This window comes from Paraburkholderia sp. BL18I3N2 (assembly GCF_003001875.1).
Taxonomy (GTDB): Bacteria; Pseudomonadota; Gammaproteobacteria; order Burkholderiales; family Burkholderiaceae; genus Paraburkholderia; species Paraburkholderia phytofirmans.
On sequence record NZ_PVNC01000002.1, the window covers coordinates 717,888 to 744,612 of the forward strand.

Below are 26,725 nucleotides of genomic sequence, written 5' to 3' on the forward strand. Positions count from 1 at the left end.
CTATAATCGCGCCGCAAAAGGGAGCGTGCTAGGTGGCGCGTTCGGGAACTCGAGGAAGCGAAGCGATGAGCATCAACGCAATTCAACTGATTCAGTCCGCCATGACGGACGGTGTGGTGCGGCAGCTAGCGGGGCGCTTCGGGCTGCCGGCGGACGCGACTCAAAAGGTGCTGGCCGCCGCGGCGCCGGCGCTTGTCGCCGGTCTGATGCAAAAGGGCGCGACGCTCGACGGTGCGCGTTCGCTTTTCACCACGATCCTCTCGCCGGAAGTGAACGGCCATATCGCCGAACAGCTGCCGCGCCTGATCGGCAACACGAATGGCTTGAGCCAACTGGAAATGGCCGGGCGGCAGTTGCTCGAACGAACGCTGGACCGCCGCGTCGACGTGCTGAGCGACGAAGTCGCCTTGCAAACCGGCGTGCCGGCGCACGCCACGCATGCCATGACGGGCATCGTCGGGGCAACGCTGCTCGGCCTGCTGAAGCGGCATTGTCTCGAAGGTCAGGGCAACGCCGGGCAATTGCCCACGCTGCTGGGCCATCAACTGCCGGTCATTGCGCCTTTTCTGAACGACCGCCTGATGGCCGCACTCGGTCTGGGTGGCGTCGGCGCGTTTGCCGGCAACATACTGGCGCAATTGAAGGCTGTTTCGTCGCACATCGATCACCCGACGCCGGCGGCCAAGCCGGCGGCCGACGCGTCGCCGAGCATCCACGTGCCCGTGGACGCCGTGGTGCGCGAAGAGCGCCGCTCGCACACGTGGCTGTGGTGGCTGCTTGCGGCAATCGCTGCGGTGCTGGCGTTTCTGTTTTTGCGTGGCTGCCAGGGTGAGCAGAGCGCCGGCCGCGTCGGCGCGCACAACAGTGTCGACGCGGCGGTTACCGCACAACCGGCTTTGGCGCCGGTTCAGGCTTCAGCCGTTTTGGTAGCTGCCAGCGACGCGGCAGCGTCGGCATCTGCCGCCAGCGCCGCGACGCCCGCGAGTTCAGCAAGCGACGCGCAGCAACCGGCCGCCGCAGTCGTGCCCACTCAAGACAGCCAGCTCAGCTTCATCGTCGACACCGCCGGCAAACCGACGCTGACGGCCACCGTCGGCAGCGAAGCCGAAAAGACGCAACTGATGGACGAGCTGACGAAGCGCCTCGGTCAATACAACTTCGTGCCGAACATCACCGTGGACCCGGCCACGAAACCGGCCGACTGGCTGGCCCATTTCGACAGCCTGTTGCCGCTGCTGTCGCTGCCCGGCGCAGAAGTGAAAGTGGCCGGCACGCACATCGAACTGAGCGGCACTGCCGCGGACAAGAAGCTCGGCTGGCTCGACAAGCTGAAGTCGCTGCTCGGCACCTCGTACGAGATCGGTTCGTTCGACGTCGCGCACGCCGTCGCCGATGCCAACGAGAACTTCCGCAGCGCGATCAAGAGCCTGCTCACGCCGGATAGCTCGTGCGCGGCAGCGGACGTGGTCAAAGTGCTGAATCTGCAGGTGATCAACTTCGCGAGCGCTAGCGCGCATGTGCCGGCTTCGGCTGTGGATGATCTGAAGCAGTCGGCGCGTGTGCTGAACGCTTGCGCGGGCAACGGCAAGACGGCGCGGCTGGAAGTGGCGGGCTATTCGGACAACGTCGGCGGCGAACAGGCGAATCTGCAATTGTCGAAGCAACGTGCCAATGCGGTGCGCGCCTACCTCGTCAAGACCGGCGTGCCCGCTGATTCGCTGTTGGCGCAAGGCTATGGCCAGGCGCGTCCGGTGGCGAGCAACGACACGGCGAGCGGGCGCTTTGCCAACCGCCGCATCGAGTTCGTCGCGCAGCAGTAACTGCGGGCTGGAATCATCGCGTAAGACATGCTGCCCGGTTTGCGCCAGGCAGCACTGCATCACTCGGCGGGCCGTGCCGGAAACGGGGTCGTGATACCGGTCACGCCGATGCCCGGCCCGAGCATGAAATCGTCAGCGGCCTGGCCTGGCAGCGCCTCGCGCGCGACTTCGAGCCACGCGCGCGCGGCATGTGACAGATAACCATTGCGGCGCCAGCCGATCGCCATTTCCCACGGAATCTCCGGTTCCACCACTGGCCGGCAGGTGAACTGCGCAGGGTCGAGACGCCGGCAATACGGCGCCGGCAACAGGGCGATGCCGACGCCGGCCAGCACCAGCGCCGCCATGAAATCCCAATGACCGCTGCGTCCGACGATGGTCGGCGCAAATCCGGCGGTGCGGCACGCGTTCAAGACGACATCATTGAGAGCAAGACTTTCGCCGTAGAAAACGAACGGCTCGTTGGCAAGTTGTGCGAGCGGCACCTCGTGCAGATCGTCCCAACTCGAGCCCGTGCGTGCGACGAGCCACAGCAACTGACGCGTCATGGGCAGCACGTCGATATTTTCCGGGTCGACGGGCTGCAGCACGCCGCCTAATTCCAGTTCGCCGTTGATCAGCGCCGTCTCGATGGCGCGCGATCCCTGCTCGAACAGCTTGAGTTCGATTTTCGGATAGCGCTGGCGGAACGCCGCGATGGCCGGCGTGAAGAGCGAGCCGCCCATGGGCGGAATGCCGATGGTGAGTTGGCCGCGGCCGAGCGTATCGAGATCGTTCAGCTCCGCCTGCAATTGCGCGTGCGCCGCCAGCACATCCTGACCGCGCTGGTAGACGATCCGGCCGGCATCGGTCAGCACCATTTGGCGCCCGTCGCGCAGCAACAGCGGCGAGCCGATTTCATCTTCCAGCGACTTGACCATTTTGCTGATGGTCGGCTGCGTAACGAACATCTGCTCGGCCGCGACGGTGAAACTCTGCTGACGCACCACTTCGACGAAATACCGCAGCGCACGTAGTTCCACGATCTCAGGCTCCAGAATTCCAAATTGGAATGATCCGGTGGATTGTAAGTCAATTTATTTATATTGCAGAGCGCCGATCCAGAGACGTCACGATCATTTCAAGATGCGCCCGGCGGCAAGCGGAATAACATCTGGGATTTTTACCGCCGAGCGGCCCATCACCCCCATTAGTCATGACGCCCATTTCGATCATCATTCCCTGCTACAACGGCGCGGCGACGCTCGCGCGTGCTCTGCAAAGTTGCCGCATCCAGCCTGAAGCCACGCAGATCGTCGTGGTGGACGACGGCTCGGTCGATGCCTCCGCAGACATCGTGGCTCAATGCGGCCGCCTCGACGCGCGCGTGGGTCTGCTGCGGATGCCGTACAACGGCGGCGCGGCGCGAGCGCGCAACTGGGGCGCGATGCATGCGTCGCACGACCTGGTCGCCTTCCTCGACGCCGACGACGAATATCTGCCCGGCGCCCTCGCCGCCGCGAGCGCATTCCTCGCGCAAAACCCGAAGGAAGTGTCCGTGCGGCTCGACGTCGAGTACGCGGATTTTCCGCGCGACCTCACGGCTCATCCTGACTTCGCCGCGCATGCTGCAACGCTCAGCAATACGGTGCCCAGCGGCCTGTTCATTCGCCGGGCGGCTTATCTCGCGCTCGGCGGCTTTCCGATGGACGACGCGTTTCGCCGTATCGGCGGCGAAGACGGCGCGTTTTCGTGGGCGCTGCGCGATATATTCGGCAACCCACGGCTGAGTGATGTGAAGCGCGTGCGCATGCACTACCACGCGGGCATTCACGCCGAACGCTACTTCCGCGTTGCACTCGGACTGCAGATTCCGGATCCTGCCGACGTCGCCGAAGCGTTCCGCGTGTCGAAGCAGTTTCTCGACACCGCGCGCACCGGCATCGCGCAATTGCGCGCGGCGAACGTGACGGCCGAGGCGACCGCGTCGTAGGCCGTGTGCGGCCTGCAAGGCGTACGTCACGGCGGCTAAGCGCACGCACGAAGCGCAAGAAATCCGCGTCGCCTGAAAACCCGATCCGTGCCCCGAAGCCATCTCGTTTTGCTACAATCGCCGTTCGTCTTCGAGGAGCGTTGCGACGGGTACCGCGAATCAGCTATTCGCCGGCCGCCCGCCAGGCTCGGAGACTTCAATCGGAGGGCTGGATGCGCATGGCGCGTTCCTATCCACCGCATCGAACCGCGCTCACGTCAAATTTCTAGTCACTACTTAGAAAGGAGGGCGTGATGAACGCCGCAGTTATCGATTCCAAAAATTCCCAGGACTTCGTTGTTGCCGACATGTCGCTTGCCGACTGGGGCCGCAAGGAACTCAACATCGCCGAGACGGAAATGCCCGGTCTCGTGCAGACGCGCGAAGAGTACAAGGCGCAGCAACCGCTGAAGGGCGCGCGCATTGCAGGTTCGCTGCACATGACGATTCAGACCGGCGTGCTGATCGAGACGCTGACCGCGCTCGGCGCCGACGTGCGCTGGGCTTCGTGCAACATCTTCTCGACGCAGGATCACGCCGCCGCGGCAATTGCCAAGGCCGGCACGCCGGTGTTCGCATTCAAGGGCGAATCGCTCGACGAGTACTGGGAATTCTCGCACCGCATTTTCGAATGGCCGAACGGCGAATTCGCCAACATGATCCTCGACGACGGCGGCGATGCCACGTTGCTGCTGATCCTCGGCTCGAAGGCTGAGAAAGACCGCTCGGTGATCTCGAAGCCGACGAATGAAGAAGAAGTCGCGCTGTACAAGTCGATCGCTTCGCACCTCGACGCGGACCCGACGTGGTACTCCACGCGCCTCGCGCACATTCAGGGCGTGACGGAAGAAACCACGACCGGCGTGCACCGTCTGTATCAGATGGAAAAGGACGGCCGTCTGCCGTTCCCGGCGATCAACGTCAACGACTCGGTCACCAAGTCGAAGTTCGACAATCTGTATGGCTGCCGTGAGTCGCTGGTCGACGGCATCAAGCGCGCGACCGACGTGATGATCGCGGGCAAGATCGCCGTGGTCGCCGGTTACGGCGACGTGGGCAAGGGCTGCGCGCAATCGCTGCGCGGTCTGGGCGCGACCGTGTGGGTCACCGAAATCGATCCGATCTGCGCGCTGCAAGCGGCGATGGAAGGCTACCGTGTCGTGACGATGGAATACGCGGCCGACAAAGCCGACATCTTCGTGACGGCAACCGGCAACTACCACGTGATCGGCCACGATCACATGAAGGCGATGCGTCACAACGCGATCGTCTGCAATATCGGTCACTTCGATTCGGAAATCGACGTTGCGTCGACCCGCCAGTACCAGTGGGACAACATCAAGCCGCAAGTCGACCACATCATTTTCCCGGACGGCAAGCGCGTGATCCTGCTGGCTGAAGGCCGCCTCGTGAACCTGGGTTGCGCGACGGGCCACCCGTCGTTCGTGATGTCGAACTCGTTCACGAACCAGACGCTCGCGCAGATCGAACTGTTCACGCAAGGCAAGAAGTACGAGAACAAGGTGTACGTGCTGCCGAAGCATCTGGACGAGAAGGTCGCACGCCTGCATCTGGCGCGCATCGGCGCAAACCTGACCGTGCTGTCGGACGATCAGGCCGGCTACATCGGCGTCGACAAGAATGGTCCGTTCAAGCCGAACCACTACCGCTATTAAGCGCGTCGCGGCGGTTTGACCGCATGACAGTTTGACGACAGGGCGGCGCATGATGCGCCGCTTTGTCCGCCATGCCCACCGCTTTGCGCGCTTTTTCCGTTATCGGACATCCTGCCGAAGGAGCTCTACATGACCTTGCTGCTGACCTGGCTGATCAACGCGCTTGCGCTCCTGATCATCACCTACCTCGTTCCGTCGATTCATATCCGCAGTTTCGGCACCGCATTGATCGTCGCGGTGGTGCTCGGGTTGATCAACACGATCCTGCGGCCGGTGCTGATCCTGCTGACGCTGCCCGTTACGATTCTCACGCTCGGACTCTTCATTCTGGTAGTCAATGCGCTGTGCTTCTGGCTGTGCGCGTCGCTCCTGAAGGGCTTCGAAGTGTCGGGTTTCTGGTCGGCGTTTATCGGCTCGATTCTGTACAGCATCGTTTCCTGGCTGCTGTCCGCGCTTATTTTCGGCAACCGCAGTCTCGGTTGACTTACTGAATCATGAACCCGATCGAACTATCATTCGAATTCTTCCCGCCGAAAACGCAGGAAGGCGTCGACAAGCTGCGCGCCACGCGCGCACAACTGGTCACGCTCAAGCCCAAGTTCATGTCCGTCACGTTCGGCGCCGGCGGCTCGACGCAACAGGGCACGCTCGATACCGTCGTCGAAATGGCGAAGGAAGGGCTCGAAGCGGCGCCGCACGTGTCGTGCATCGGCTCGTCGAAAGAGAGCCTGCGTGCGATTCTCAACCAGTACCGCGCGCATGGCATCCGCCATATCGTCGCGCTGCGCGGCGATCTGCCGTCCGGCATGGGCGAAGTCGGCGAGTTGCGCTACGCGTCGGAACTGGTGAGCTTCATCCGCGCCGAGTTCGGCGACTGGTTCTGGATCGAGGTGGCCGGCTACCCGGAATACCACCCGCAGTCGCGCTCGCCGCGTCACGATCTGGACAACTTCGCCCGCAAGGTGAAGGCCGGCGCCAATTCGGCGATCACGCAGTACTTCTTCAACGCGGACGCGTACTTCCGTTTCGTCGACGACGCACGGAAACTCGGCGTCGATGTGCCGATCGTGCCGGGCATCATGCCGATCACAAACTTCTCGCAACTGATGCGTTTCTCGGAGATGTGCGGCGCTGAAGTGCCACGCTGGATCGCTCGGCGGCTGGAAAGCTTCGGCGACGACCGTGAGTCGATTCGCGCGTTCGGGCTGGATGTGGTGACGGACCTGTGCGGGCGTCTGATCGACGCCAAAGTGCCGGGCCTCCACTTCTACACGCTGAACGGCGCCGCGGCGACCAAAGCGATCTGCGAACGGCTGGCTGTTTAAGCTCGCATCACGTTGTCGAGACGAAACCGCGCGGCGCGTTTGGCCGCGCGGTTTTTTTTGCGCGGCGAATTGCGCGGCGGCGTCGGCGCGACCGTTACATGGGTGCCAGGCGAGCGCCACGCAAACGAAGCCGAAACGGTGAATTCCATGCTTGCACGACCAGCGCAGCGGCTGTTGCGTTGCAATAAACACGCCCGCGCGAATCAACTTTGCGGCGCGTAAGCCCTCATTGAACCCGATTTTTGTGCTGTCTATGATCAAAGCGCAGCTGACGTGGCTGCTGTGCGGAGAACGTGATGACGGTACCCAAGTTGCTGTTTGCAGTTCGCCAAACCTGCCTTCCAGTGCTGAGCGCCTGTGCGGTTCTGAGCGCCGCGCTGTTGCCCGCCGTCGCCGACGCGGCCAAGCTGCCCGACAAGACCCTCGTGTTCTGCTCCGAGGGCAGTCCGGCGGGCTTCGACAGTGCGCAATACACCACCAGCGTCGAGTTCAGCGCGGCGTCGTACACGGTCTACAACCGGCTGATCGAGTTCGCGCACGGCAGCACGGATATCGAACCGGGCCTCGCCGAGAAATGGGATGTATCGCCCGACGGGCTCACCTATACGTTTCATTTGCGCCACGGTGTGAAGTTCCAGACCACGTCGTTCTTCAAGCCGACGCGCGAATTCAACGCCGACGACGTCGTCTTCACCTATCAGCGCATGCTCGATCCCGAGCAGCCGTTCCGCAAGGCGTACTCGGTGCCGTTCCCGTATTTCACCGATCTCGGCCTCGCCAAGAACATCGCGAAGGTCGAAGCGGTTGATCCGTACACGGTGAAATTTACGTTGAAGGAAGTCGATGCGCCGTTTTTACAGCAGATCGCCATGCCGTTCGCATCGATTATCTCGGCTGAGTATGGCGATCAGCTATTGAAAGCGGGTAAGGCGTCGGATATCAATCAATATCCGGTCGGCACGGGTCCGTTTATTTTCCGAAGCTATACGAAAGACGACACGATTCGCTTCGACGGTAATCCGGATTACTGGAAGCCGGGCGTCGTCAAAGTCGGAAAACTGATATTTGCAATTACCGTCGATCCGGCCGTGCGTCTGCAGAAACTGAAACGCGGCGAATGCCAGGTCATGTCGTATCCGCGTCCGGCAGATATTCCTCAAGCTAAAGCCGACGCGTCGCTCGTGGTCCCCAATCAGGTCGGTTTCAATCTCGGTTTTATTGCCTACAACACCACCAAGAAGCCGCTCGACAACGTGCTGGTCCGCCGCGCGCTCGATATGTCGATCAATAAGAAAGCGATTATCGAGTCGGTGTATCAGGGTGCCGGACAAGCGGCGACCAACCCCATGCCGCCGACCCAGTGGGGCTATGACAAGAATCTGAAGGATGCTCCATACGACACGGAAAAAGCCAAGGCACTGTTGAAACAGGCGGGTTATCCGGACGGCTTCGATTTGACGCTATGGGCGATGCCGGTTCAACGGCCATATAACCCGAATGCGCGGCTGATGGCGGAAATGCTGCAATCCGATTGGGCGAAAATCGGCGTCAAGGTGAAGATCGCCACTTACGAGTGGGGCGAATATATTCGCCGCGGTCATGCCGGCGAGCATGAAGCCATGCTGATCGGCTGGACCGGCGATTACGGCGATCCGGATAACTGGCTCGGCGTGCTGCTCGGGTGCGATGCGGTGAACGGCAGTAACTTTTCCAAATGGTGCTACAAACCGTATGACGATCTGATCAAAAAGGGGCGCGGCACGACGGATCTGGCGCAGCGCACCAAGGCTTACACGGAAGCTCAGGAAATTTTCAAGGATCAAGTTCCTTTCACGCCGATCGCTCACTCGACGGTCTATCAGCCAATCAATAAAGACGTCACCGGCTTTAAGATTGACCCGTTCGGCCCGACGCAATTCATGAACGTGGGTCTGAAATAAGGACGGCGGGCCGTTTTTTGCTGAGACGCCCCTCTAGAGCCGCATGCCTGGCCAGCGCCGGCGTGCGGCCGCCGCTTATGCCCGAATGGTTTCCGATCGTCCGCGCTGCGTGGGATCGGAGTAACCGCTGAAGCGCTAACTCCGATCGCAACACCAGGAATTTCCTCCGCTTGGTGCTGTGAGCCAAGCTCAAGTAATATCGCGCTACGCCGGCGGGAGCCGGCCACGAACCTGGAGGAAACATGAAGCAAAACAATCTGTTGCGCGCCGCGCGTGTTACGACGCTCGTCGCAGCTGCAGCGGCATCGATGGTGGGCGCAAGTGTCGCGCGCGCCGAGATTCCGAATAAAACCCTGGTCTACTGCTCAGAAGGCAGCCCTGCGGGTTTTGATCCTGCCCAATACACCACGGGCACCGATTTCACGGCAAATACGTTCACCGTCTACAACCGTCTCGTCGAATTCGAACGCGGCGGCACCAAGGTCGAACCGGGCCTCGCCGAAAAATGGGACGTATCCGCGGACGGCAAGACCTACACGTTCCATCTGCGTCATGGCGTGAAGTTCCAGACCACGTCGTTCTTCAAGCCGACGCGCGAATTCAATGCGGACGACGTCGTGTTCACGTTCCAGCGCATGCTGGACCCGAACTCGGCCTTTCATAAGGCTTACCCGGTCCAGTTCCCGTACTTCACGGACATGGGCCTCGACAAGCTGATCACCAGCGTCGAAAAGGTCGATCCGTACACGGTCAAGTTCACGCTGAAGGAAGTCAACGCGCCGTTCATCCAGAATCTGGCAATGGAATACGCGTCGGTCCTGTCGAGCGAATACGGCGACCAGTTGATGAAAGCCGGCAAGGCCGCCGACATCAACCAGTTCCCGGTCGGCACGGGCCCGTTCATCTTCCGCAGCTACACGAAAGACGCGACGATCCGCTTCGACGGCAATCCGGATTACTGGAAGCCGAACACGGTGAAAATCTCCAAGCTGATCTTCTCGATCACGCCGGACGCCGGCGTGCGCGTGCAGAAGGTCAAGCGCGACGAATGCCAGGTGATGAGCTATCCGCGTCCGGCCGACATCGCGCCGCTGAAGGCTGAAGCGAACATCGCAATGCCGTCGCAACCGGGCTTCAACCTCGGCTACCTCGCGTACAACGTCACGCACAAGCCGGTCGACAAGGTCGAAGTGCGCCAGGCGCTCGACATGGCGATCAACAAGAAGGCGATCATCGACTCCGTGTACCAGGGCGCAGGCCAGGCCGCCACGAATCCGATGCCGCCGACCCAATGGTCGTACGACAAGAACCTGAAGGGCGCGTCCTACGATACGGACAAGGCCAAGGCCCTGTTGGCCAAGGCCGGCTATCCGAACGGTTTCGACATCACGCTGTGGGCGATGCCGGTGCAACGCGCATACAACCCAAACGCCCGCCTGATGGCGGAAATGATCCAGGCCGATTGGGCCAAGATCGGCGTGAAGGCGAAGATCGTCACGTATGAGTGGGGCGAGTACATCAAGCGCGCTCACACAGGTGAGGACGATACGATGCTGATCGGCTGGACCGGCGACAACGGCGATCCGGACAACTGGCTCGGCACGCTGCTCGGCTGCGAAGCGGTGAACGGCAACAACTTCTCGAAGTGGTGCTACAAGCCGTTCGACGACCTGATTCAGAAGGGCCGCGTCACGTCCGATCAGGGCGCGCGCACGACGGCTTACATGCAGGCGCAGCAGATCTTCGCGCAGCAACTGCCGTTCTCGCCGATCGCTCACTCCACGGTGTACCAGCCTGTCAGCAAGAAGGTGGTGGATATGCGCATCGAACCGCTCGGCTATGCGCGTTTCGACGGCGTCAGCATCAAGTAATTCGTCAAGCTAGTCGTAAAATTCGCGCAGTACGCTTTTCGCACGGTTAGAAAACTGGTCGAAATGGTCCGGCGACCGGGGTCACGAGCCCTCGTCGCCGGTTGCGTTTTTTCTTCACCAAGACCATAGGGACGAACCATGTTCCGCTTTGTTTTGCGCCGCATCGGCATGGTGATTCCGACTTTCATCGGCATCACGATCCTCGCGTTTGCGCTGATTCACCTGATACCGGGCGACCCCATCGAAGTGATGATGGGCGAGCGCGGCGTCGATCCCGCCATGCACGCCGCGGCAATGCACCGGCTCGGGCTCGACGAATCCCTGCCGATGCAGTACGTCCACTACATCGGACGCGCGTTGCACGGCGACCTCGGCACATCGATCATCACCAACACCAGCGTGATGGGCGAATTCCTCGCACGCTTTCCCGCGACCGTCGAACTGTCGATCTGCGCGATGCTGTTCGCGCTGATCGTCGGCTTGCCGGCGGGCGTGTTCGCGGCCCTGCGGCGCGGCACGGTGGTGGACCACGGTGTGATGGGCACGGCTCTGACCGGCTACTCGATGCCGATCTTCTGGTGGGGCTTGATCCTCATCATGGTGTTCTCGGCGAAGCTCGGCTGGACGCCGGTGTCCGGCCGCATCGCAGTCGAATACGACATTCCGCACGTGACCGGCTTCATGCTGATCGACGCGATGATGTCCACCGACGAAGGCGCCTTCAAATCCGCGCTCAGTCACCTGATCCTGCCGGCTATCGTGCTCGGCACGATTCCGCTGGCGGTCGTCGCGCGCATGACGCGTTCGTCGATGCTCGAAGTGCTGCGTGAGGACTACATCCGCACCGCGCGCGCGAAGGGCTTGTCGCCAGGGCGCGTGATCGTCGTGCATGCGTTGCGCAATGCGCTGATTCCGGTGGTGACGGTGATCGGTCTGCAGGTCGGCACGCTGCTCGCGGGCGCGGTGCTGACCGAGACGTTGTTTTCGTGGCCGGGTATCGGCAAGTGGCTGATCGACGCGATCGGCCGGCGCGACTACCCCGTGGTGCAGGGCGGTATCCTGATGATCGCCACGCTGGTGATCGTCGTGAACCTCGTCGTCGATCTGTTGTACGGCGTGCTGAATCCTCGCATCCGCCATACGAGGTAAACCGAAATGGCAGACATACAAAATACAGTCCCCCAGTCGGTCACTCCCCCAAGTGGCCGTGCAATCGCCGCCCGTGAATTCTGGGCGAATTTCTCGCGCAACCGTGGCGCGGTCAGCGCCGGCGTCATCGTGCTCGTGCTGATCTTCATCGCGATCTTCGCGCCGTTGATCGCGCCGCACAGTCCGATCGAACAGTACCGCGACTTCGTGAAGATTCCGCCCGCCTGGCTCGAGGGCGGCAACTGGAAGTTCATTCTCGGCACCGACGAAGCGGGCCGCGACATCCTCTCGCGTCTGATGTATGGCGCGCGGTTGTCGTTCTGGATCGGCTTCGTCTCGGTGGTGCTCGCGCTGATTCCGGGCGTCGTGCTCGGTCTGATCGCGGCTTTCTTCGAGAAGTGGGCCGACACGCCGATCATGCGCATCATGGACGTGCTGCTCGCTCTGCCGTCGCTGCTGCTCGCCGTCGCGGTGGTGGCGATCATCGGTCCGGGTCTCGTCAACACGATGCTCGCGATCGCGATCGTCGCGCTGCCGGGCTATGTGCGTTTGACGCGCGCATCGGCACAAGGTGAGTTGCAGAAGGAGTACGTGACGGCTTCGCGCGTGGCGGGCGCCGGCACGATGCGTTTGATGTTTTCGCAAGTGCTGCCGAACTGCACCGCGCCGCTGATCGTGCAGGCCACCCTGGGCTTTTCGTCGGCGATTCTCGACGCCGCGGCACTCGGCTTTCTCGGCCTCGGCGTGCAACCGCCGTCGGCGGAGTGGGGCGCGATGCTGGCCTCGGCGCGCGATTACATCGACAGCGCCTGGTGGATCGTCACCATGCCGGGTTTGTCCATCCTGATCTCGGTGCTCGCCATCAATCTGCTCGGCGACGGGCTGCGCGACGCACTCGATCCCAAACTGAAAAGGATGGCCTGAATGTCTAGCCTATTGACCATCCGCAATCTCGCGGTGAACTTCAACGGCCTGCCCGCTGTCGACCGGATCAACCTCGATGTCGCGCCGGGCGAAGTGGTCGGCGTGGTCGGCGAATCGGGCTCGGGCAAGAGCGTGACGATGATGGCGCTGATGGGCCTGATCGACGCGCCGGGCATCGTGACCGCCGACGAAATCACCTTCAACGGCAAGAACCTGCTGAAGGCATCGGCCAAAGAGCGCCGCAAGATTATCGGCAAAGATATCGCGATGGTGTTCCAGGACGCGCTTACCAGTCTGAATCCGAGCTACACGGTCGGTTATCAGATCAAGGAAGTGCTGAAGCTGCACGAAGGCTTGCGCGGCAGCGCTTTGGACAAACGCGCTCTGGAACTGCTCGATCAGGTCGGCATTCCCGACCCGAAAGGGCGCATCGGTTCGTTTCCGCATCAGATGTCGGGCGGCATGAACCAGCGCGTGATGATCGCCATGGCGATTGCCTGCAACCCGAAGCTGCTGATCGCCGACGAACCGACGACCGCGCTCGACGTGACGATCCAGGCGCAGATCATGGAGTTGCTGATCAAGCTGCAGAAGGAACGCGGCATGGCGCTCGTGCTGATCTCGCACGATCTCGCGGTGGTGTCCGAAGTCGCGCAACGCGTCGCGGTCATGTACGCTGGCGAAGTGATCGAAACGAACAAAGTGCCGGACATCTTCGCCGCGCCGCATCATCCGTACACGGAAGCGTTGCTGGCGGCGATTCCCGAGCACAATGTCGGCGCCGTGCGGCTTGCCGCATTGCCAGGCATGGTGCCGGGCCGCGACGACCGTCCCAAAGGGTGTCTGTTCGCGCCGCGCTGCAAGTACGTGGTCGACGACTGCCTGAAAGCGCGACCGGCACTCGCGCCGATGCAAGGTCACGCTGAAGTGGCGCGCGTGCGCTGCATCAAACCTTTGAACCTGAGCGGCGACGCCAACGTTCACACCCATGGAGGCGCACGATGAACGCAGTACTCGAAACGCGGCGCCAGTCGGACCATGCGGGCGACCACGTGCTGGTCGCAGAGCAATTGGCGCGCTACTACACGGTCAAGCGCGGCATGTTCACGTCCGGCACGGTGAAAGCGCTCAACGGTGTCTCGTTCGCGCTCGAACGCGGCAAGACGCTGGCGGTGGTCGGCGAATCCGGCTGCGGCAAATCGACGCTCGCCCGTCAACTCACCATGATCGAAGCGCCCACCGCGGGCCGTCTGCTGATCGACGGTGAAGACGTGGCCGGCGCCGATCACGCGAAGATCGCGGCGCTGCGGCGGCGCGTGCAGATGGTGTTCCAGAATCCGTTTGCCTCGCTGAATCCGCGCAAGACCGTCGAGCAGACGCTCGGCGAACCGCTCGCGATCAACACGCAACTGAGCGCAACCGAGCGCGCCGAACGGATCGCGCAGATGATGCGCACCGTCGGCCTGCGTCCGGAACATGCGAAGCGCTATCCGCATATGTTCTCCGGCGGTCAGCGGCAACGTGTGGCGATTGCGCGCGCGATGATTCTCGACCCGCAGATCGTGGTCGCCGACGAACCGGTCTCGGCGCTCGACGTGTCGATCCAGGCGCAGATTCTGAATCTGTTCATGGATCTGCAGGAACAGTTCAAGACCAGCTACGTGTTCATCTCGCACAATCTCTCGGTGGTGGAGCATATCGCCGACGACGTGATGGTGATGTACTTCGGCGGCGTGGCGGAACTCGGCGACAAGAAGCGGATTTTTTCGAACCCGCGTCATCCGTACACGCGCGCGTTGATGTCGGCCACACCTTCGATCTTCGAGGCGGATCGCACGATCAAGATCAAGCTGCAAGGCGAGATGCCTTCGCCGCTGAATCCGCCGTCGGGTTGCACGTTTCATCAGCGCTGCCCGTACGTGATCGACCGCTGCCGCAGCGAAGAACCGAAGCTGCGTGAAGTGGATGGCCGCCAGGTGTCGTGTCACCGCGCCGAGGAGGTGGGGGACGTGGATGCCTGATGGGTTGGCGGCGCGTCGTCTTGCGCGCCGCTTGCGTGATGGCGGCCTGAACGCCGCTTCAACGCGGCGCTGGAGGGCGCGTGCACTGGCTGGTGCCGCGCTCTTCGGCGTTTGTTCTGTATTCCATCTCGGCATTGGGCCGTCCGGCGTGGCGCATGCCGCCGGGGCGGCCGCCAATGCACCCGCGCAGGCGGGGCGTCCGGCGCTGCCGGTGCCTAACATGCCGGCCCCGCCACGCGCCGGCTTGCCGGGCTCCAACCCGCCTTCCGCGTCACCGCCTGCGTTGCCGGGCACCACGGCGAGCGGCCCGGTCCGCGCGCAGCCGGCGCGCATGCCGTTCTATGTCGCGACGCGCGGCACGACCACCATCTACGTACTGGGCACACTGCATGTCGGCGATCCCGCCGACTACCCCGCCGATCAGCCTTTCCGCGCCCCGATCCTCGGTGCGCTCGCCGCCTCGCCGACGCTGGCGCTCGAACTCTCGCCGGACGAACTGCTGGTTTCGCAAGACGACGTCTCGAAGTACGGCGTCTGCCGGCGGGACTGTCTGCCGGGACTGCTGCCTGATCCTTTGTGGCGCAAGCTTGCCCTCCGGCTGCACGGCAACCCGGCGGCACTCGACGCCATCAAGAAGATGCGGCCGTGGCTCGCTTCGTTGCTGGTCGAAACCTACGATTCGCTGAGCGCCGGCCTGCAGACCGAGTACGGGTCGGAAGCGCAACTGCAGAACGTTTATCTGCGCACGCGCGGCAAGATCGTGGGTCTCGAAACCTTGTCGCAGCAGATGCGCGCATTCACGGGGCTGTCGCTCGCGCAGCAGCGCGAGATGCTGGCACAGGATCTGGTGCAGACGCCCGCGGAAAATGTCGCGGACGTGCGGGCCTTGCATCGGCTGTGGCGCGTGGGCGACGCGGATGCGATCGCCGCCTGGCAGGCCGCGAAATCCGAAAAGCTGGCCCGTGACAAACGCATCTCCGATTCGATCGACAACAAGATCGTCTATGACCGCAACCGGCGCTTCGTCTCGCGGATGCTGCTGATCGCCGCGCCGAACAAGCCGGTTTTCGTGGCGATCGGCGCGCTGCATCTGGGTGGCCGCAAGGGCGTGCTGCAGCTTTTGCGGCAGCACGGGTTCGTGGTCGAGGCGGGGTGAGGTTGATCGGAATCGAAGACGAAAAACATACGTAACGACTAAACTTCCTAAACCGGATCGGCCGTTCGGCCATCATAGGAACCGGTATCTGAAGCCCCCAGTCCGACGTACACGTATGCCGCAAAATGCTCGTGGCACACGCAGCCATAGCGGCCCTTTGCATGCTATGATGTATGTACAAACGTCAATACAGGTGACGCGTGCTGTTTGAATGGGACGAAATCAAAAATCAGATCAACATTCGCAAACACGGCATTGATTTTCAGGATGCTATCGACGTGTTCAATCACCCGTTACTCACGGCGTTGGACCGGCGGGAAGACTACGGCGAAGACCGCTGGCTCGCGATGGGCTGGATCGCGAACATTGTGGGCATCGTGGTGTATGTCGAACGGGTCGAGGACGTGGTCCGGATCATTTCGGCACGCAAGGCAACGCGGCACGAGGTCAAGCATTACAAGCAGCGTGTCTGGCATTGACGGGCACTGTGGCAATCGAGCATGAGCAGAGGTGAAATGATGGTTAAAGCATCGGGAACAGACTGGAAGCGGCTCGCCAAAACCGGCGACGCGCAAATCGATACGAGCGACGTGCCCGAACTGGGCGACGATTTTTTTCAACGCGCCGAGTTGCACGTTCCGCCGAAGCAAGCCGTGACAATGCGTCTGGATGCGGACGTGCTGAACTGGTTCAAGGAGCAGGGGCAGGGTTATCAGACGCGCATCAACAAATTGTTGCGCGCCTATATGCTGGCGCAGCAGCGGCGTCGTCCGTAAGGCCGCACTTCGTCGATGCCCGGTGTCAGCGGTGCCGCGCACAGGCGTTGGACCTCAGCGCAATGTGGCCGTTAGAACCCGCCTTCGCGCAGTGCGCCGGTCACGTCCTCGACCACTGGCGCCCAATCTCCCAGCATCGGCTGCCGGAACAACCTCATCGCCGGATACCACGGTGAGTCGCTGCGTGCTTCGAGCCAGCGCCAGTCCGAATTGGCGGGCAGCATCAACCACACCGGCTTGCCCAACGCTCCCGCCAGATGCGCGACGCCGGTGTCCACGGCGATCACCAGATCCAGGTTCATGATCAGCGCGGCCGTGTCTTCGAAGCCGTGCAGATCGGCGGTGAAATCGTGGGCACGGAAGGCCGGCGGCGCCTCGGCCAGTTGCGCATGCGCGGGGCCTTTCTGCAGCGCGTACCAGGCAACGTCTTCTATGTCGCTGAGCGCGCCTAGTTCGGCTAGCTGCATTGACCGGTAGCGGTCGTTGCCGAATGTAGGACTGCCGGCCCAGACCAGCCCGACCTTGCGTTTCGACTTGTCAATCGCGCCGAGCCGTTTGCGCCATGCCTTGACCTTCGCTTTGTCGGCGAACAGGTAGGGCACGTCTGCGGGAATGTCGGCGAGACTATCCAAACCGATACACGACGGCACGCTCATCATCGGCACCCAGAAATCGTATTGGCCGTCGGGTTTGCCGCTGAATGCGCGATGCACGCCCGCGATGCGTTCGACCAAAGGCAGCAGCGGCTCGCGCACGCACAGCTCGACCGTTGCACCGCGCTGAGCGAGTACGCCCGTAAAGCGCAGGAACTGGAAATGGTCACCGAAACCCTGCTCGCCGACCACCAACAGACGCCGCCCCTCTAGCGACTCGCCACGCCATTCAGCGACGCCCGGCACCGCGATCGCGTCATAGTCGCTCTTGCGCCAGCGCAGTGCGAATTCAGCCCAGCCCTGTCGATAGTCGCCGCGTTTGAGCAACAGCCACGCGAGATTCTGATGCGCGTCCGCGTAGTGCGGATCGAGTGCGAGCGCCCGGCGATAGAAGCCTTCCTCTTCGTCCAGCCGGCCTTGCGCACCGAGCGATCCACCCAGACACACGAGGTGAGTCGGAATCGGTTTGAGCGCGACCGCGCGCCGGTAATGCGCTTCAGCGCCCGTGTAGTCGCCGAGCTTGCCGATCAGGCTGCCAAGATTAATGTGCGCCTCGGCGTAATTCGCGCGCAGCGAAAGCGCTCGCTCGAAGCTGGCGATTGCCGCGCCGTGATCGCCTCGCGCTTTGTGCGCATTGCCCACATTGAAGTGCGCTTCCGCCGATGTCGGATCGAGCGACAAGACCTCCCGATAGCAGGCCAACGCTTCGTCGAAGCGCCCGAGTTTGCTGAGCGCCGTGCCGAGGTTCAGACGCGCGTCGAGCAGCGTGGGGTTCGACGCCAGCGCCAATCGATATTGTTCAATCGCTTCACTGAGATCACCTTGTGCTTGCAATGTGACGCCGAAGTTGTTGTGCGCATCGGCGAAATCAGGCTGGAGTTGCAGCGCCTGGTCATAGCAGATCATCGCTTCGTCGAGGTGGCCGAGCGCGGCGGCCACGAGTCCGCGGTTGCTCCAGCAGGCGGCATCGTGACGGTCGAGTTTGAGTGCGCGACTCATCAGGCTCGCGGCCGTGTCGTGATCGCCGCGCTGGAATTGCAGCACGCCGAAGTAGTGCAGCGCTCCCGTATGGGCGGGATCGAGCACGAGGGCTTCGCGATAGAGGGATTCGGCGGCGTCGAGCCGGCCGGCTTGATGCGCTTCGAGCGCGGCGTCGATCAACGAGGCAAGGTAGGTGGCGTGCGACGGTTCGGTGCGCGCGCGATCAGGCTGGGATCGATGTTCCATGGAAACCTGCGGGAGAGCGTCGGCGGCGCGCGCTGCGCGCGCCGGCGTGTGGATAGGAGAGCGTCCAGCATCGTAGGGTCGCCGCCCATTTCCCGACGATCGGACGCATCCTAATTCGGTCGCCTCCGTGCGTTGCAGTGAGTCCATTGCACCGACGTATCGCAGAGCGGTCCTGTGATACGTCGGTGCTTCTCGACATCAGCGGTAAGAGTCCTATAGAAACATCAGGAAATTCAGCAGCAAGATATTCACGACCAGCAAGGTCAGCGCAGTGGGAATCTGCACCTTGATCACCGCGTTCTTATCCGGCAGCTCCAGCAGCGCGGCCGGCACCATGTTGAAGTTTGCGGCCATCGGCGTCATCAGCGTGCCGCAGTAGCCGGAGAACATGCCGATCGCGACCATCACCGCCGGGTTGCCGTGAAACACGCCCACCAGAATCGGTACGCCGACACCGCCTGTCATCACCGGGAACGCGGCGAAGCCGTTGCCCATCACCATGGTGAACAGCGCCATGCCGATGCAGTACACGGCCACCGCGATGAAGCGATAATCGAGGCTGATGTACGCCGTGGTCACGTGTGCGACGGCCTTGCCGACGCCCGCGTCCGAGAACACGAGGCCGAGCATGCCGAGCATCTGCGGCAGCACGGCGGCCCACGACAGCGCGTCGACCAGCCGGCGCGCTTCCTTCATCGACTGGCCGACGGTGTCGCGCGTCATCACGCAGGCGATCGCCAGCGCGATCACGCAGCCGATGCCGAAACCGATCAGCGTGACGTTGGCCTTCTCGATCAGCGGCGTGCCGCCGAACACCAGGTGGCTCGCCGACAGCGTGATGATCACGGTGACGACCGGAATCGTCAGCGCGGGCACGAACAGCTTGTTACGCAGACGCGCGGCGCTCGCCTTGCGTGCTTCGAGCGACAGCACCCTGGGCTTGCCCGCGGTGACGCCGCCGAAGCCGGCGATCAGCGCCATGACGATCACCAGCACGCCGACCACGGCGGGCGGCAACTTGTCGCCGATCAGGAAGATCAGCGCGTAGAGAATCCAGAAACCGCCGGCGGTGAAGCGGCGCGGGTGATCCTTGTCCGTGACGATCATGCCGCCGACAACCAGCAGCACCACGCCCAGCAGCCAGAAAAGATAGGTGATCGTGAGCGTCATGCTTTGTCTCCTGCGGCGGATTGCGTCGACGTACCGGCGGCGTTGCTTGCCGTGGCATTGCCGCGCAGTTCGCGCTCGAGCTTGCGGTCGAGCAGATAGAGGCGGAAGCCGTGAATGAGAAACGCGCAGATCGCGGTCGGAATGCCCCACACGGCCACGTGAATCGGTTCGACGATGATCCCCGCTTCCTTCAGGAAGGTGGTCATCAGCACGATCGCGCCGAACGCGACGAAGATGTCCTCGCCGAAAAAGAGGCCGACGTTGTCGGTCGCCGCGGAGAACGCGCGCAGTTTGAAACGCACCGCGTCGCTGATCTTGCCGAAGCGGGTTTCGGTGGCGCCTTCGGCCATCGGCGCGATCAGCGGACGCACCATCTGCGGATGGCCGCCGAGTCCGGTCAGGCCAACTGCGGCGGTCAGTTCGCGCACCAGCAGGTAGACGATCAGAAGACGCCCGGCGGTCGCGGCCTTGATGCCGCCGATCCACGTTTGCGCGCGTTCACGCAGGCCGTGCCGTTCGAGCAAACCGATCACGGCGAGCGGCAGGAGAATGATCAGCGGGATATTGCGGGTCTTGATGAAGCCGGTGCCGATCTCGGCAAGAATCTTTTCAGGCGGGAAGTGCGCGGCCAGGCCGGTGATAATCGCGGCGACCGCCACGATCAGCATCGGATTGAACCGCAATAAAAAGCCGACGATGATGACGGCCACGCCAATGAGCGGCCATAGACTGACTGTTGTCTGCATCTGGATCTCCAAACAGGGTTTCAACCTCGCCGCTTGTGACGGCTAACGTGGGCCGGCGGCTGGTGGTCCAGACGCCGTCTTGTTGCCACGGCTCTTGATGGCCGCGTTTGCTTCGAACTACACCTGCATCTACACCTGCGCCTGCTGATCGACTGCGGGTACTGCAATGTGTCCTGTACCTGGCAAACGCCCCGCGTGAAGCGGGGCGTTGCAAGATGCACGAGGTTTGAATCGCGCTGTCCGGGTCGCGCTCCTGGCGACACTTCGGCCGGCGCTTCAGGCGCGCGCGGCGCCGGCCGCGTGGACCTCGATGCCCGCGTCCTGCAGCGCGCCGCGGATGCGCCGCGCGAACGCCAGAGCATGCGGACCGTCGCCGTGCAGGCAGATGGTCTGTGCGTTCAGCGACACCCATTGACCGTCCACGGCCTGCACGCGTTGCTCGCGAACCATCGCGAGCGTGCGCGTCAACACTTCGTCTTCGTCGTCGAGCAGCGCGCCGGGTTCTTTGCGCGGCACCAGCGAGCCGTCCGCGCGATAGCCGCGATCGGCAAAGACTTCTTCGACGGCGACGAGACCCGCGTTGCGCGCGGCCGTCACGAGTCCGCTGTTGGCAAGCGCGAACACGGCCACCGATGGATCGAAATCGTGCACCGCAGAGACGATCGCGTCGGCGATCTTGCTGTCGCGCGCGGCCTGGTTGTAGAGCGCGCCGTGCGGCTTGACGTGCGCGATGCGCCCGCCCTCGGCCTGGGCAATCGCCGACAGCGCGCCGAGTTGGTAGAGCACGCCCGCGTAGATGTCGTTGGCCGGCAGATCCATTTCCTTGCGGCCGAAATTCTCCGGGTCGTTGAAGCTCGGATGCGCGCCGATCGACACACCTTTCTGCACCGCCCAGCGCACGCAGTCGCGCATCGCGTTGGCGCCGCCCGCATGCCAGCCGCACGCGATGTTCGCCGAGCTGACCAGGTCGAGCAGTGCTTCGTCGGACCCGCAGCCTTCGCCGAGATCGGCGTTCAAATCGATTTCCATGGTGTTCCTCTACTTTTCAACAAAACGCCGGGCTGTCCCAGGTTTGCTGGGCTCCTCGGCAACTGGCGCGAAGCGCCAGGTTGGAGACGTTCATCGTTCGTCGTTACAGTGCCGCGACGGCCGACTGCCGTGCGCAGCGTTCTTCATGCATTGCGATCGCGGCGTCGATCTGCCGCAAATACGTACGTTCTTCCAGCAAAGCCTGGCGCGCCTCGTAGGGCGTCGTCGGGATGAAGCGGACGGCGGCATTCAGGCGCACCTGCGCGAGCTTCCACAGATCGGCCTGAATCACCGCGCCGATCTTCGGATAGCCGCCGGTGGTTTGCGCGTCGCTCATCAGCACGATCGGCTGGCCGTTCGGCGGCACCTGGATCGTGCCGGGCAGCACTGCGTGCGAAAGCAGATCGGCTTTGCGGGTGCGCTTGAGTTCGGTGCCCGCGAGGCGGTAGCCCATGCGATTACTGTTCGGCGTGACGAGCCATTCATCGGACCAGAACGACTCGTGGGCTTCATCGGTAAAGCTCTCGTATTCCGGTCCGCGCAGCACGCGGATCGGCACCGCCCACGGCACGCCCGACGGATGACGGCCACGCCGCAGCGGCTCATGGACCAGCACGAACTTGCACCAGGCGGGCGCCTTCACGCCGAATTCCGGCGCCTCGGGGGTAAAGCCGAGATGGCCGCGCTGCGGCGGCGCGCCGACCGGCAGGCGGTCGCCGTCGCGTAGCGCGCGGCCGCCGAGTCCGCCGAAGTGGCCGGCCAGATCGGTGCTGCGCGACCCGAGCATCGGCAGGACGTCGACGCCGCCCGCCACGCACACGTAGCCGCGCATGCCGCGCTTCGCCGCATTGAGCACCAGCTCCTGGCCGGCCTGCACCGGCAGGCTCCACCACGAGTAGACCGGCTTGCCGTCGAGCGTCGCGCCGAATTCGGTGCCGGTAATGGCGACCCGCGTGGCGCGCAGAAAGCGCAGCACGGTCGGGCCGAAGGTGATTTCCAGACCCGCTGCATCGGGCCGGTTGCCGACCAGCCGGTTGCCGACTTCGAGCGACAGACGATCGAGCGCGCCCCCCATCGCGACGCCGAGGTGCCGGTAGCCGTGACGGCCGAGATCCTGAATCGTGGTCAACAGACCCGCGCGAATCACATCGATCATGCGTGTATCCCCGCGATGGTGAAGCGCACCCGGTCGCCCGGCTGCAACAGCGTTGGCGGCCGGCGCGCCGGGTCGAACAGCGGCAGCTCGGTGCGGCCGATCAACTGCCAGCCGCCTGGCGAAGTGGCCGGATAAATCCCGGTCTGTTCGCCGCCGATGCCGACCGAGCCGGCCGGCACTTCCAGCCGCGGCGACGCGCGGCGCGGCGTATGCAGCGCGGCTTCGAGGCCGCCCATATAGGCGAAGCCCGGCTGGAAGCCGAGAAAGAACACGACATAGTCGCCCTGCGAATGACGTTCGACGACCTGGCGCACGCTCAAGCCCGTGTGATTGGCGACCGTTTGCAGATCCGGGCCGAATTCGCCGCCGTACTGCACCGGAATCTCGACTTCGCGGCCCGGCGCGGGCGCGTCGCTCACCGCATCCCAGGCCGCCTGAAGATGGCTCGCCAGCGCGTCGCGGTCGGCCTCGAGCGGGTCGAAGACGAGCGTGAGGTTGTTCATGCCCGGCACCACCTCCAGCACATGCGGCCAGTCGCGCGCCGCCTCGGCGGCCGCCCACACGCGCCGCTGGCATTCCAGCGTGGCGGGCGGCGGCGCTTCGCAGACTAGCGCGGCATCGCCGAGCGGAAAGATTCTAGGTTGGCTCATGGATTACAGGCCCAGGTCGAGTCGGATGAATCGGGCGTAGCGCGCCCTTTGACCGGTTATCGGCATCGGGCAGGAGACGGTTGAAGCGTACATTATCAATAAAATATCAACAATTTCTCAATAAGCGTTTGTGCCAGGCTCCCTGGGATCCGACGCGCGTCGTACACTCCCGACACCTTCCCAACCTGTTTGCCGAGAATCGTCACCATGTCGCGCCATCCCACCAAGATCGTCTCCTCGGAACATCTCGTGTCCGAGACCAGCGCGGAACTGTCTGAACTCGAGTACGCGCTCATCATGGCGGGCAATGCATTCAACCGATGGATGGTGCGCTGCATGTCGGCGGCAGGCGAAAAAGACATGACCGCCATCGAGGTCTCGCTGCTGCACCACGTCAGCCATCGCGAGCGCCGCAAGAAGCTGGCGGACATCTGCTTCGTGCTGAATATCGAGGACACGCACGTCGCCACCTACGCGTTGAAGAAGCTCGTAGCTAGAGGGTATGTAAAAAGCGAAAAGACCGGCAAGGAAGTGTTTTTCTCGGCAACCGACGCGGGCCGCGCGCTCTGTCTGAAATATCGCGAGGTGCGCGAAAGCTGTCTGATTTCGACGCTGAAAGAAAGCGGCCTGACCAACGAGCAGATCGGCGAAGCGGCGCAACTGATGCGCAACGCGTCAGGTCTTTACGACACGGCCGCGCGGGCGGCGGCGTCTTTATAACGCAGGGCTGTCTGTTTGCCGCAGCGCGGCGCTTACCGGATGCTCAATCCACCGGGCGCGGATAGAGCGCCGCCTCGGTGACGATCAGGTCGAGCGGAATGTCGTGGACTTCGCGTAGAAATGCCTGCGTGCGGCATGCTTCATACGCGATGCCGACCGTGATCGGCTTGGTCTCTCCGGGCCATGCAGCCAGCGTGCGATCGTAATAGCCGCCGCCGTAGCCGAGCCGGTAGCCGTGCGAATCGAAGCCCACGCACGGCACGAACAGCAGTTGCGGAATCACAATGCGCCCGGACGTGGGCTCGCCGATCTTGTGGTGGCCGATCCTCATCGGCGTGGTGGGAGTCCATGCGTGAAATTCAAGCGGGGCGCTACGTTCCTTGACCACCGGCAGACTCGCCTCGCGTTGCGCATCTGCCGCAAGCCAGACTGAGATCGCGGCGCGCGCGTCGAACTCGCCGGCGAGCGGCCAGTAGAATCCCACGCTGTGCACGCCGTACTGCTTCAATGCATCGAGCAGGTGCCGGGCGAGCGCGGTATTGTGCGCCGGCTCGGAAGCGGCTTGCAGCCTTGCTTCCAATAGCATTTTCCGCAGCGCCTTTTTCGATTCCGCGGCAGGGTTGCATGCTATGCTTGGGTTCAATTCGCGCTCCAGAAACAACGATGTCAAAACGCCTTTACCGAGTATATCGCGCGGCCGGTCTGGCGCTTGCCGCTGCAGCACTCGTCGCGTGCAGCACGGCCTCCGCCGTCAAGCCCCTTCCCCTTTCGCAACTCACGAACGACGACCAGATCTTCGTCCAATTGCGCGAAGCCGCCCGCAATAATGACGCAGGGCGCGCCGCGCAACTGGCCGCCATGATCCCCAGCTACCCGGCGCCTGCGTATCTGGAGTACTTCCAGATCAAGCCGCAGTTGTTCGATTCGAGCGGCCACGCGCGGATCGACGCGCCGGACGCACCGGTGCTGGCCTTCCTGCAGAAGTACGACGGTCAGGCGATCGCCGACCGCATGCGCAACGACTACCTCACGGTGCTCGGGGCGCGGCACGACTGGCGCAACTTCGATCAGCAATACGCCCGCTTCGTGCTGAACGACGACACGCAGGTGAAATGCTACGCGCTCGAATCGCGTGCCTCGCGCGGCGAAAACGTCGCCGACGCGGCGCGCGCGCTGCTGGTCGATCCGAAGTGGTACGGCGACGGCTGCGTCGATCTGATCACCTCGCTGTCCATCAACCAGCAGTTCAGTTCCGCCGACGTGTGGCAACAGATCCGCCTCGCCTACGAACAGAACTACACCAACACGGGCGCCAAGCTCGTCGACGCGCTCAGCAACCAGCCGCCCGATCCGGTGCTGTTCAATCAGGCCACCACCACGCCGCCGCTGTTGCTGGCGCGCGGCGTTGGCCCGGATACGCAGTCGCATCAACTCGCGCTGCTGGCCATCACGCGCATGGCGCGCAACGATCCGGCCATGGCCGCGGCCACGTTCGCGTCGGTGGCGCCATCGCTGAGTTCGCCCGAACGCGCCATCGGCTGGGGCACGATTGCCTATCAGGCCGCCGCCAAGCAGATGCCGAGCGCGGTGGACTGGTATCGCCTGTCGGTGAATGCGCCGCTATCGAATCCCGCGTATGAATGGCGTACCCGCACCGCCTTGCTCGCGGGCGATTGGACGATGGTGCGCTGGTCGATTGAACAGATGCCCGCTGCGCTGCGCAATCAGCCGTCATGGGTCTACTGGCATGCCCGCGCGCTCAAGCAGGCCGGCGACACGACCGCCGCCAACCAGGAATTCGAGTCGATCTCGCAGGGCTACAACTTCTACGGTCAACTGGCGGCGGAAGAGTTGGGCCAGAAGATCACGGTTCCGCCCAAAACCACGGTAAGCGACGCCGAAGTGCAACAGGCCGGCAACACGCCAGGTTTCGATCTGGCGCAGCGTTTCTACGCGCTCAATCTGCGGCTCGAAGGTAATCGCGAATGGAACTGGCCGCTGCGCACCATGAGCGACCGGCAACTGATCGCGGCCGCCGAATACGCGCGCCGAATCGAACTGTACGACCGCACCGTCAATACTGCGGACCGCACGAAGAGCGAGCATGATTTCTCGCTGCGCTATCTGTCGCCGTTCAAGGATATCGTCGAGCGTGATTCGCAGTCGAATGGGCTGGACGTGGAATGGGCCTATGGCCTGATTCGCCAGGAGTCGCGCTTCATCATGAACGCGCGCTCGGAAGTCGGCGCGAGCGGTTTGATGCAGTTGATGCCGGGCACCGCGCAACTGGTGGCGAAGAAGATCGGCCTCGGTCCGATCTCGCGCGAACAGATGAACGACATCAACACCAACATCCTGCTTGGCACGAACTATCTGTCGATGATCTACAATCAGTTCGACGGGTCGGCCGTGCTGGCCACCGCGGGCTATAACGCCGGCCCCGGCCGTCCGCGCAACTGGCGGCAGTCCTTGCAGCATCCGGTGGAAGGCGCGATATTCGCCGAGGCGATTCCGTTCCAGGAAACGCGCGACTACGTTAAGAATGTGTTGTCCAACACGGTCTACTACGCGGCATTGTTCGAAGGCCGTCCGCAATCGCTGAAGGCGCGTCTGGGTTACATCGCGCCGTAAAGCGCCGTGCCGCCGCCGCTTCATTCAGAGGCGGCGGCGCGCCACGCCAGCCGTTGCCGCGGCTTCCACCAGGG

24 protein-coding genes and 1 riboswitch are annotated in these 26,725 nt (G+C 63.1%); of the genes, 16 read left to right on the forward strand and 8 right to left on the reverse strand.

Features of this window, described 5'->3' with window-relative positions:
- The first annotated feature begins 65 nt into the window (after positions 1-65).
- Positions 66-1,820 (forward strand): OmpA family protein, encoded by a 1,755-nt coding sequence (locus tag B0G75_RS09170; protein ID WP_106303413.1) that lies wholly within the window; start codon positions 66-68, stop codon positions 1,818-1,820.
- Positions 1,821-1,879: 59 nt separating this feature from the next.
- Here B0G75_RS09170 and B0G75_RS09175 read toward each other — a convergent pair whose 3' ends face one another.
- Positions 1,880-2,842, reverse strand: coding sequence for a LysR family transcriptional regulator (locus B0G75_RS09175; protein ID WP_012434676.1), 963 nt, complete (start codon positions 2,840-2,842; stop codon positions 1,880-1,882).
- Positions 2,843-3,015: 173 nt separating this feature from the next.
- On the opposite strand from B0G75_RS09175, the gene B0G75_RS09180 reads away from it, so the two are divergent.
- The 13 genes from B0G75_RS09180 (at position 3,016) to B0G75_RS09240 (ending at position 16,669) form a co-directional block, all read left to right on the forward strand.
- A complete protein-coding gene (locus tag B0G75_RS09180) occupies positions 3,016-3,792 on the forward strand; it encodes a glycosyltransferase family A protein (protein ID WP_106303415.1) in 777 nt (258 codons plus the stop codon).
- Positions 3,793-3,918: 126 nt separating this feature from the next.
- Positions 3,919-4,053, forward strand: a riboswitch (S-adenosyl-L-homocysteine riboswitch).
- Positions 4,054-4,085: 32 nt separating this feature from the next.
- On the forward strand, positions 4,086-5,507 hold the full coding sequence (gene ahcY, locus B0G75_RS09185; RefSeq protein WP_106303418.1) for an adenosylhomocysteinase: 1,422 nt from the start codon (positions 4,086-4,088) through the stop codon (positions 5,505-5,507).
- 129 nt (positions 5,508-5,636) lie between these two features.
- Positions 5,637-5,990: a phage holin family protein gene (locus B0G75_RS09190; RefSeq protein WP_106284835.1), complete on the forward strand. Its 354-nt coding sequence runs from the start codon at positions 5,637-5,639 to the stop codon at positions 5,988-5,990.
- 11 nt (positions 5,991-6,001) lie between these two features.
- A complete protein-coding gene (metF, locus tag B0G75_RS09195) occupies positions 6,002-6,832 on the forward strand; it encodes a methylenetetrahydrofolate reductase [NAD(P)H] (RefSeq protein ID WP_106303421.1) in 831 nt (276 codons plus the stop codon).
- A 296-nt stretch (positions 6,833-7,128) separates the two neighbouring features.
- Positions 7,129-8,772 carry an ABC transporter substrate-binding protein gene (locus tag B0G75_RS09200; protein ID WP_106303423.1) on the forward strand — a complete coding sequence of 548 codons (1,644 nt, stop codon included), beginning with the start codon at positions 7,129-7,131 and terminating at the stop codon, positions 8,770-8,772.
- 242 nt (positions 8,773-9,014) lie between these two features.
- Entirely contained in the window at positions 9,015-10,643 is a 1,629-nt protein-coding gene (locus B0G75_RS09205) for an ABC transporter substrate-binding protein (RefSeq protein WP_106303425.1), read from the forward strand.
- A gap of 138 nt (positions 10,644-10,781) precedes the next feature.
- Complete coding sequence (locus B0G75_RS09210) at positions 10,782-11,792, forward strand: ABC transporter permease subunit (RefSeq protein ID WP_106303428.1); 1,011 nt, start codon at positions 10,782-10,784, stop codon at positions 11,790-11,792.
- Between the two features lie 6 nt (positions 11,793-11,798).
- Positions 11,799-12,716 (forward strand): ABC transporter permease subunit, encoded by a 918-nt coding sequence (locus tag B0G75_RS09215; protein WP_106303431.1) that lies wholly within the window; start codon positions 11,799-11,801, stop codon positions 12,714-12,716.
- The gene (locus B0G75_RS09220; RefSeq protein ID WP_106303434.1) at positions 12,717-13,721 is read left to right on the forward strand and encodes an ABC transporter ATP-binding protein; all 1,005 of its coding nucleotides are present in this window, start codon (positions 12,717-12,719) and stop codon (positions 13,719-13,721) included.
- Positions 13,718-14,737 (forward strand): peptide ABC transporter ATP-binding protein, encoded by a 1,020-nt coding sequence (locus B0G75_RS09225; protein ID WP_106303437.1) that lies wholly within the window; start codon positions 13,718-13,720, stop codon positions 14,735-14,737. The genes B0G75_RS09220 and B0G75_RS09225 overlap by 4 nt, the downstream gene beginning before the upstream one ends.
- Positions 14,730-15,893 carry a TraB/GumN family protein gene (locus tag B0G75_RS09230; RefSeq protein WP_106303440.1) on the forward strand — a complete coding sequence of 388 codons (1,164 nt, stop codon included), beginning with the start codon at positions 14,730-14,732 and terminating at the stop codon, positions 15,891-15,893. The genes B0G75_RS09225 and B0G75_RS09230 overlap by 8 nt, the downstream gene beginning before the upstream one ends.
- Positions 15,894-16,093: 200 nt before the next feature.
- On the forward strand, positions 16,094-16,372 hold the full coding sequence (locus B0G75_RS09235) for a BrnT family toxin (RefSeq protein WP_106303442.1): 279 nt from the start codon (positions 16,094-16,096) through the stop codon (positions 16,370-16,372).
- A 36-nt stretch (positions 16,373-16,408) separates the two neighbouring features.
- Positions 16,409-16,669: a BrnA antitoxin family protein gene (locus tag B0G75_RS09240; protein WP_374956879.1), complete on the forward strand. Its 261-nt coding sequence runs from the start codon at positions 16,409-16,411 to the stop codon at positions 16,667-16,669.
- 71 nt (positions 16,670-16,740) lie between these two features.
- Here the strand turns inward: B0G75_RS09240 and B0G75_RS09245 are convergent, their stop codons facing one another.
- The 6 genes from B0G75_RS09245 to pxpB form a co-directional block, all read right to left on the reverse strand.
- On the reverse strand, positions 16,741-18,549 hold the full coding sequence (locus tag B0G75_RS09245) for a tetratricopeptide repeat protein (RefSeq protein WP_106303445.1): 1,809 nt from the start codon (positions 18,547-18,549) through the stop codon (positions 16,741-16,743).
- Positions 18,550-18,762: 213 nt separating this feature from the next.
- Complete coding sequence (locus tag B0G75_RS09250) at positions 18,763-19,719, reverse strand: DUF979 domain-containing protein (RefSeq protein WP_106303448.1); 957 nt, start codon at positions 19,717-19,719, stop codon at positions 18,763-18,765.
- On the reverse strand, positions 19,716-20,465 hold the full coding sequence (locus B0G75_RS09255; RefSeq protein ID WP_106303451.1) for a DUF969 domain-containing protein: 750 nt from the start codon (positions 20,463-20,465) through the stop codon (positions 19,716-19,718). The genes B0G75_RS09250 and B0G75_RS09255 overlap by 4 nt, the downstream gene beginning before the upstream one ends.
- 276 nt (positions 20,466-20,741) lie before the next feature.
- Positions 20,742-21,494, reverse strand: a complete 753-nt coding sequence (gene pxpA, locus B0G75_RS09260) for a 5-oxoprolinase subunit PxpA (RefSeq protein WP_106303454.1) — start codon at positions 21,492-21,494, stop codon at positions 20,742-20,744.
- A gap of 103 nt (positions 21,495-21,597) precedes the next feature.
- Positions 21,598-22,650 (reverse strand): biotin-dependent carboxyltransferase family protein, encoded by a 1,053-nt coding sequence (locus B0G75_RS09265; protein WP_106303457.1) that lies wholly within the window; start codon positions 22,648-22,650, stop codon positions 21,598-21,600.
- Positions 22,647-23,300: a 5-oxoprolinase subunit PxpB gene (gene pxpB, locus B0G75_RS09270; protein ID WP_106303460.1), complete on the reverse strand. Its 654-nt coding sequence runs from the start codon at positions 23,298-23,300 to the stop codon at positions 22,647-22,649. The genes B0G75_RS09265 and pxpB overlap by 4 nt, the downstream gene beginning before the upstream one ends.
- A 207-nt stretch (positions 23,301-23,507) precedes the next feature.
- Between pxpB and B0G75_RS09275 the strand changes: the two genes are divergently transcribed.
- Positions 23,508-24,020 carry a winged helix DNA-binding protein gene (locus tag B0G75_RS09275; protein WP_012434656.1) on the forward strand — a complete coding sequence of 171 codons (513 nt, stop codon included), beginning with the start codon at positions 23,508-23,510 and terminating at the stop codon, positions 24,018-24,020.
- 43 nt (positions 24,021-24,063) lie between these two features.
- On the opposite strand, the gene B0G75_RS09280 is transcribed toward B0G75_RS09275, so the two are convergent.
- Positions 24,064-24,606 (reverse strand): 5-formyltetrahydrofolate cyclo-ligase, encoded by a 543-nt coding sequence (locus tag B0G75_RS09280; protein ID WP_258194277.1) that lies wholly within the window; start codon positions 24,604-24,606, stop codon positions 24,064-24,066.
- A gap of 77 nt (positions 24,607-24,683) precedes the next feature.
- Here B0G75_RS09280 and B0G75_RS09285 point away from each other — a divergent pair, with 77 nt between their 5' ends.
- Complete coding sequence (locus tag B0G75_RS09285; RefSeq protein ID WP_106303463.1) at positions 24,684-26,651, forward strand: lytic transglycosylase domain-containing protein; 1,968 nt, start codon at positions 24,684-24,686, stop codon at positions 26,649-26,651.
- The last annotated feature ends 74 nt before the right edge of the window (positions 26,652-26,725 follow it).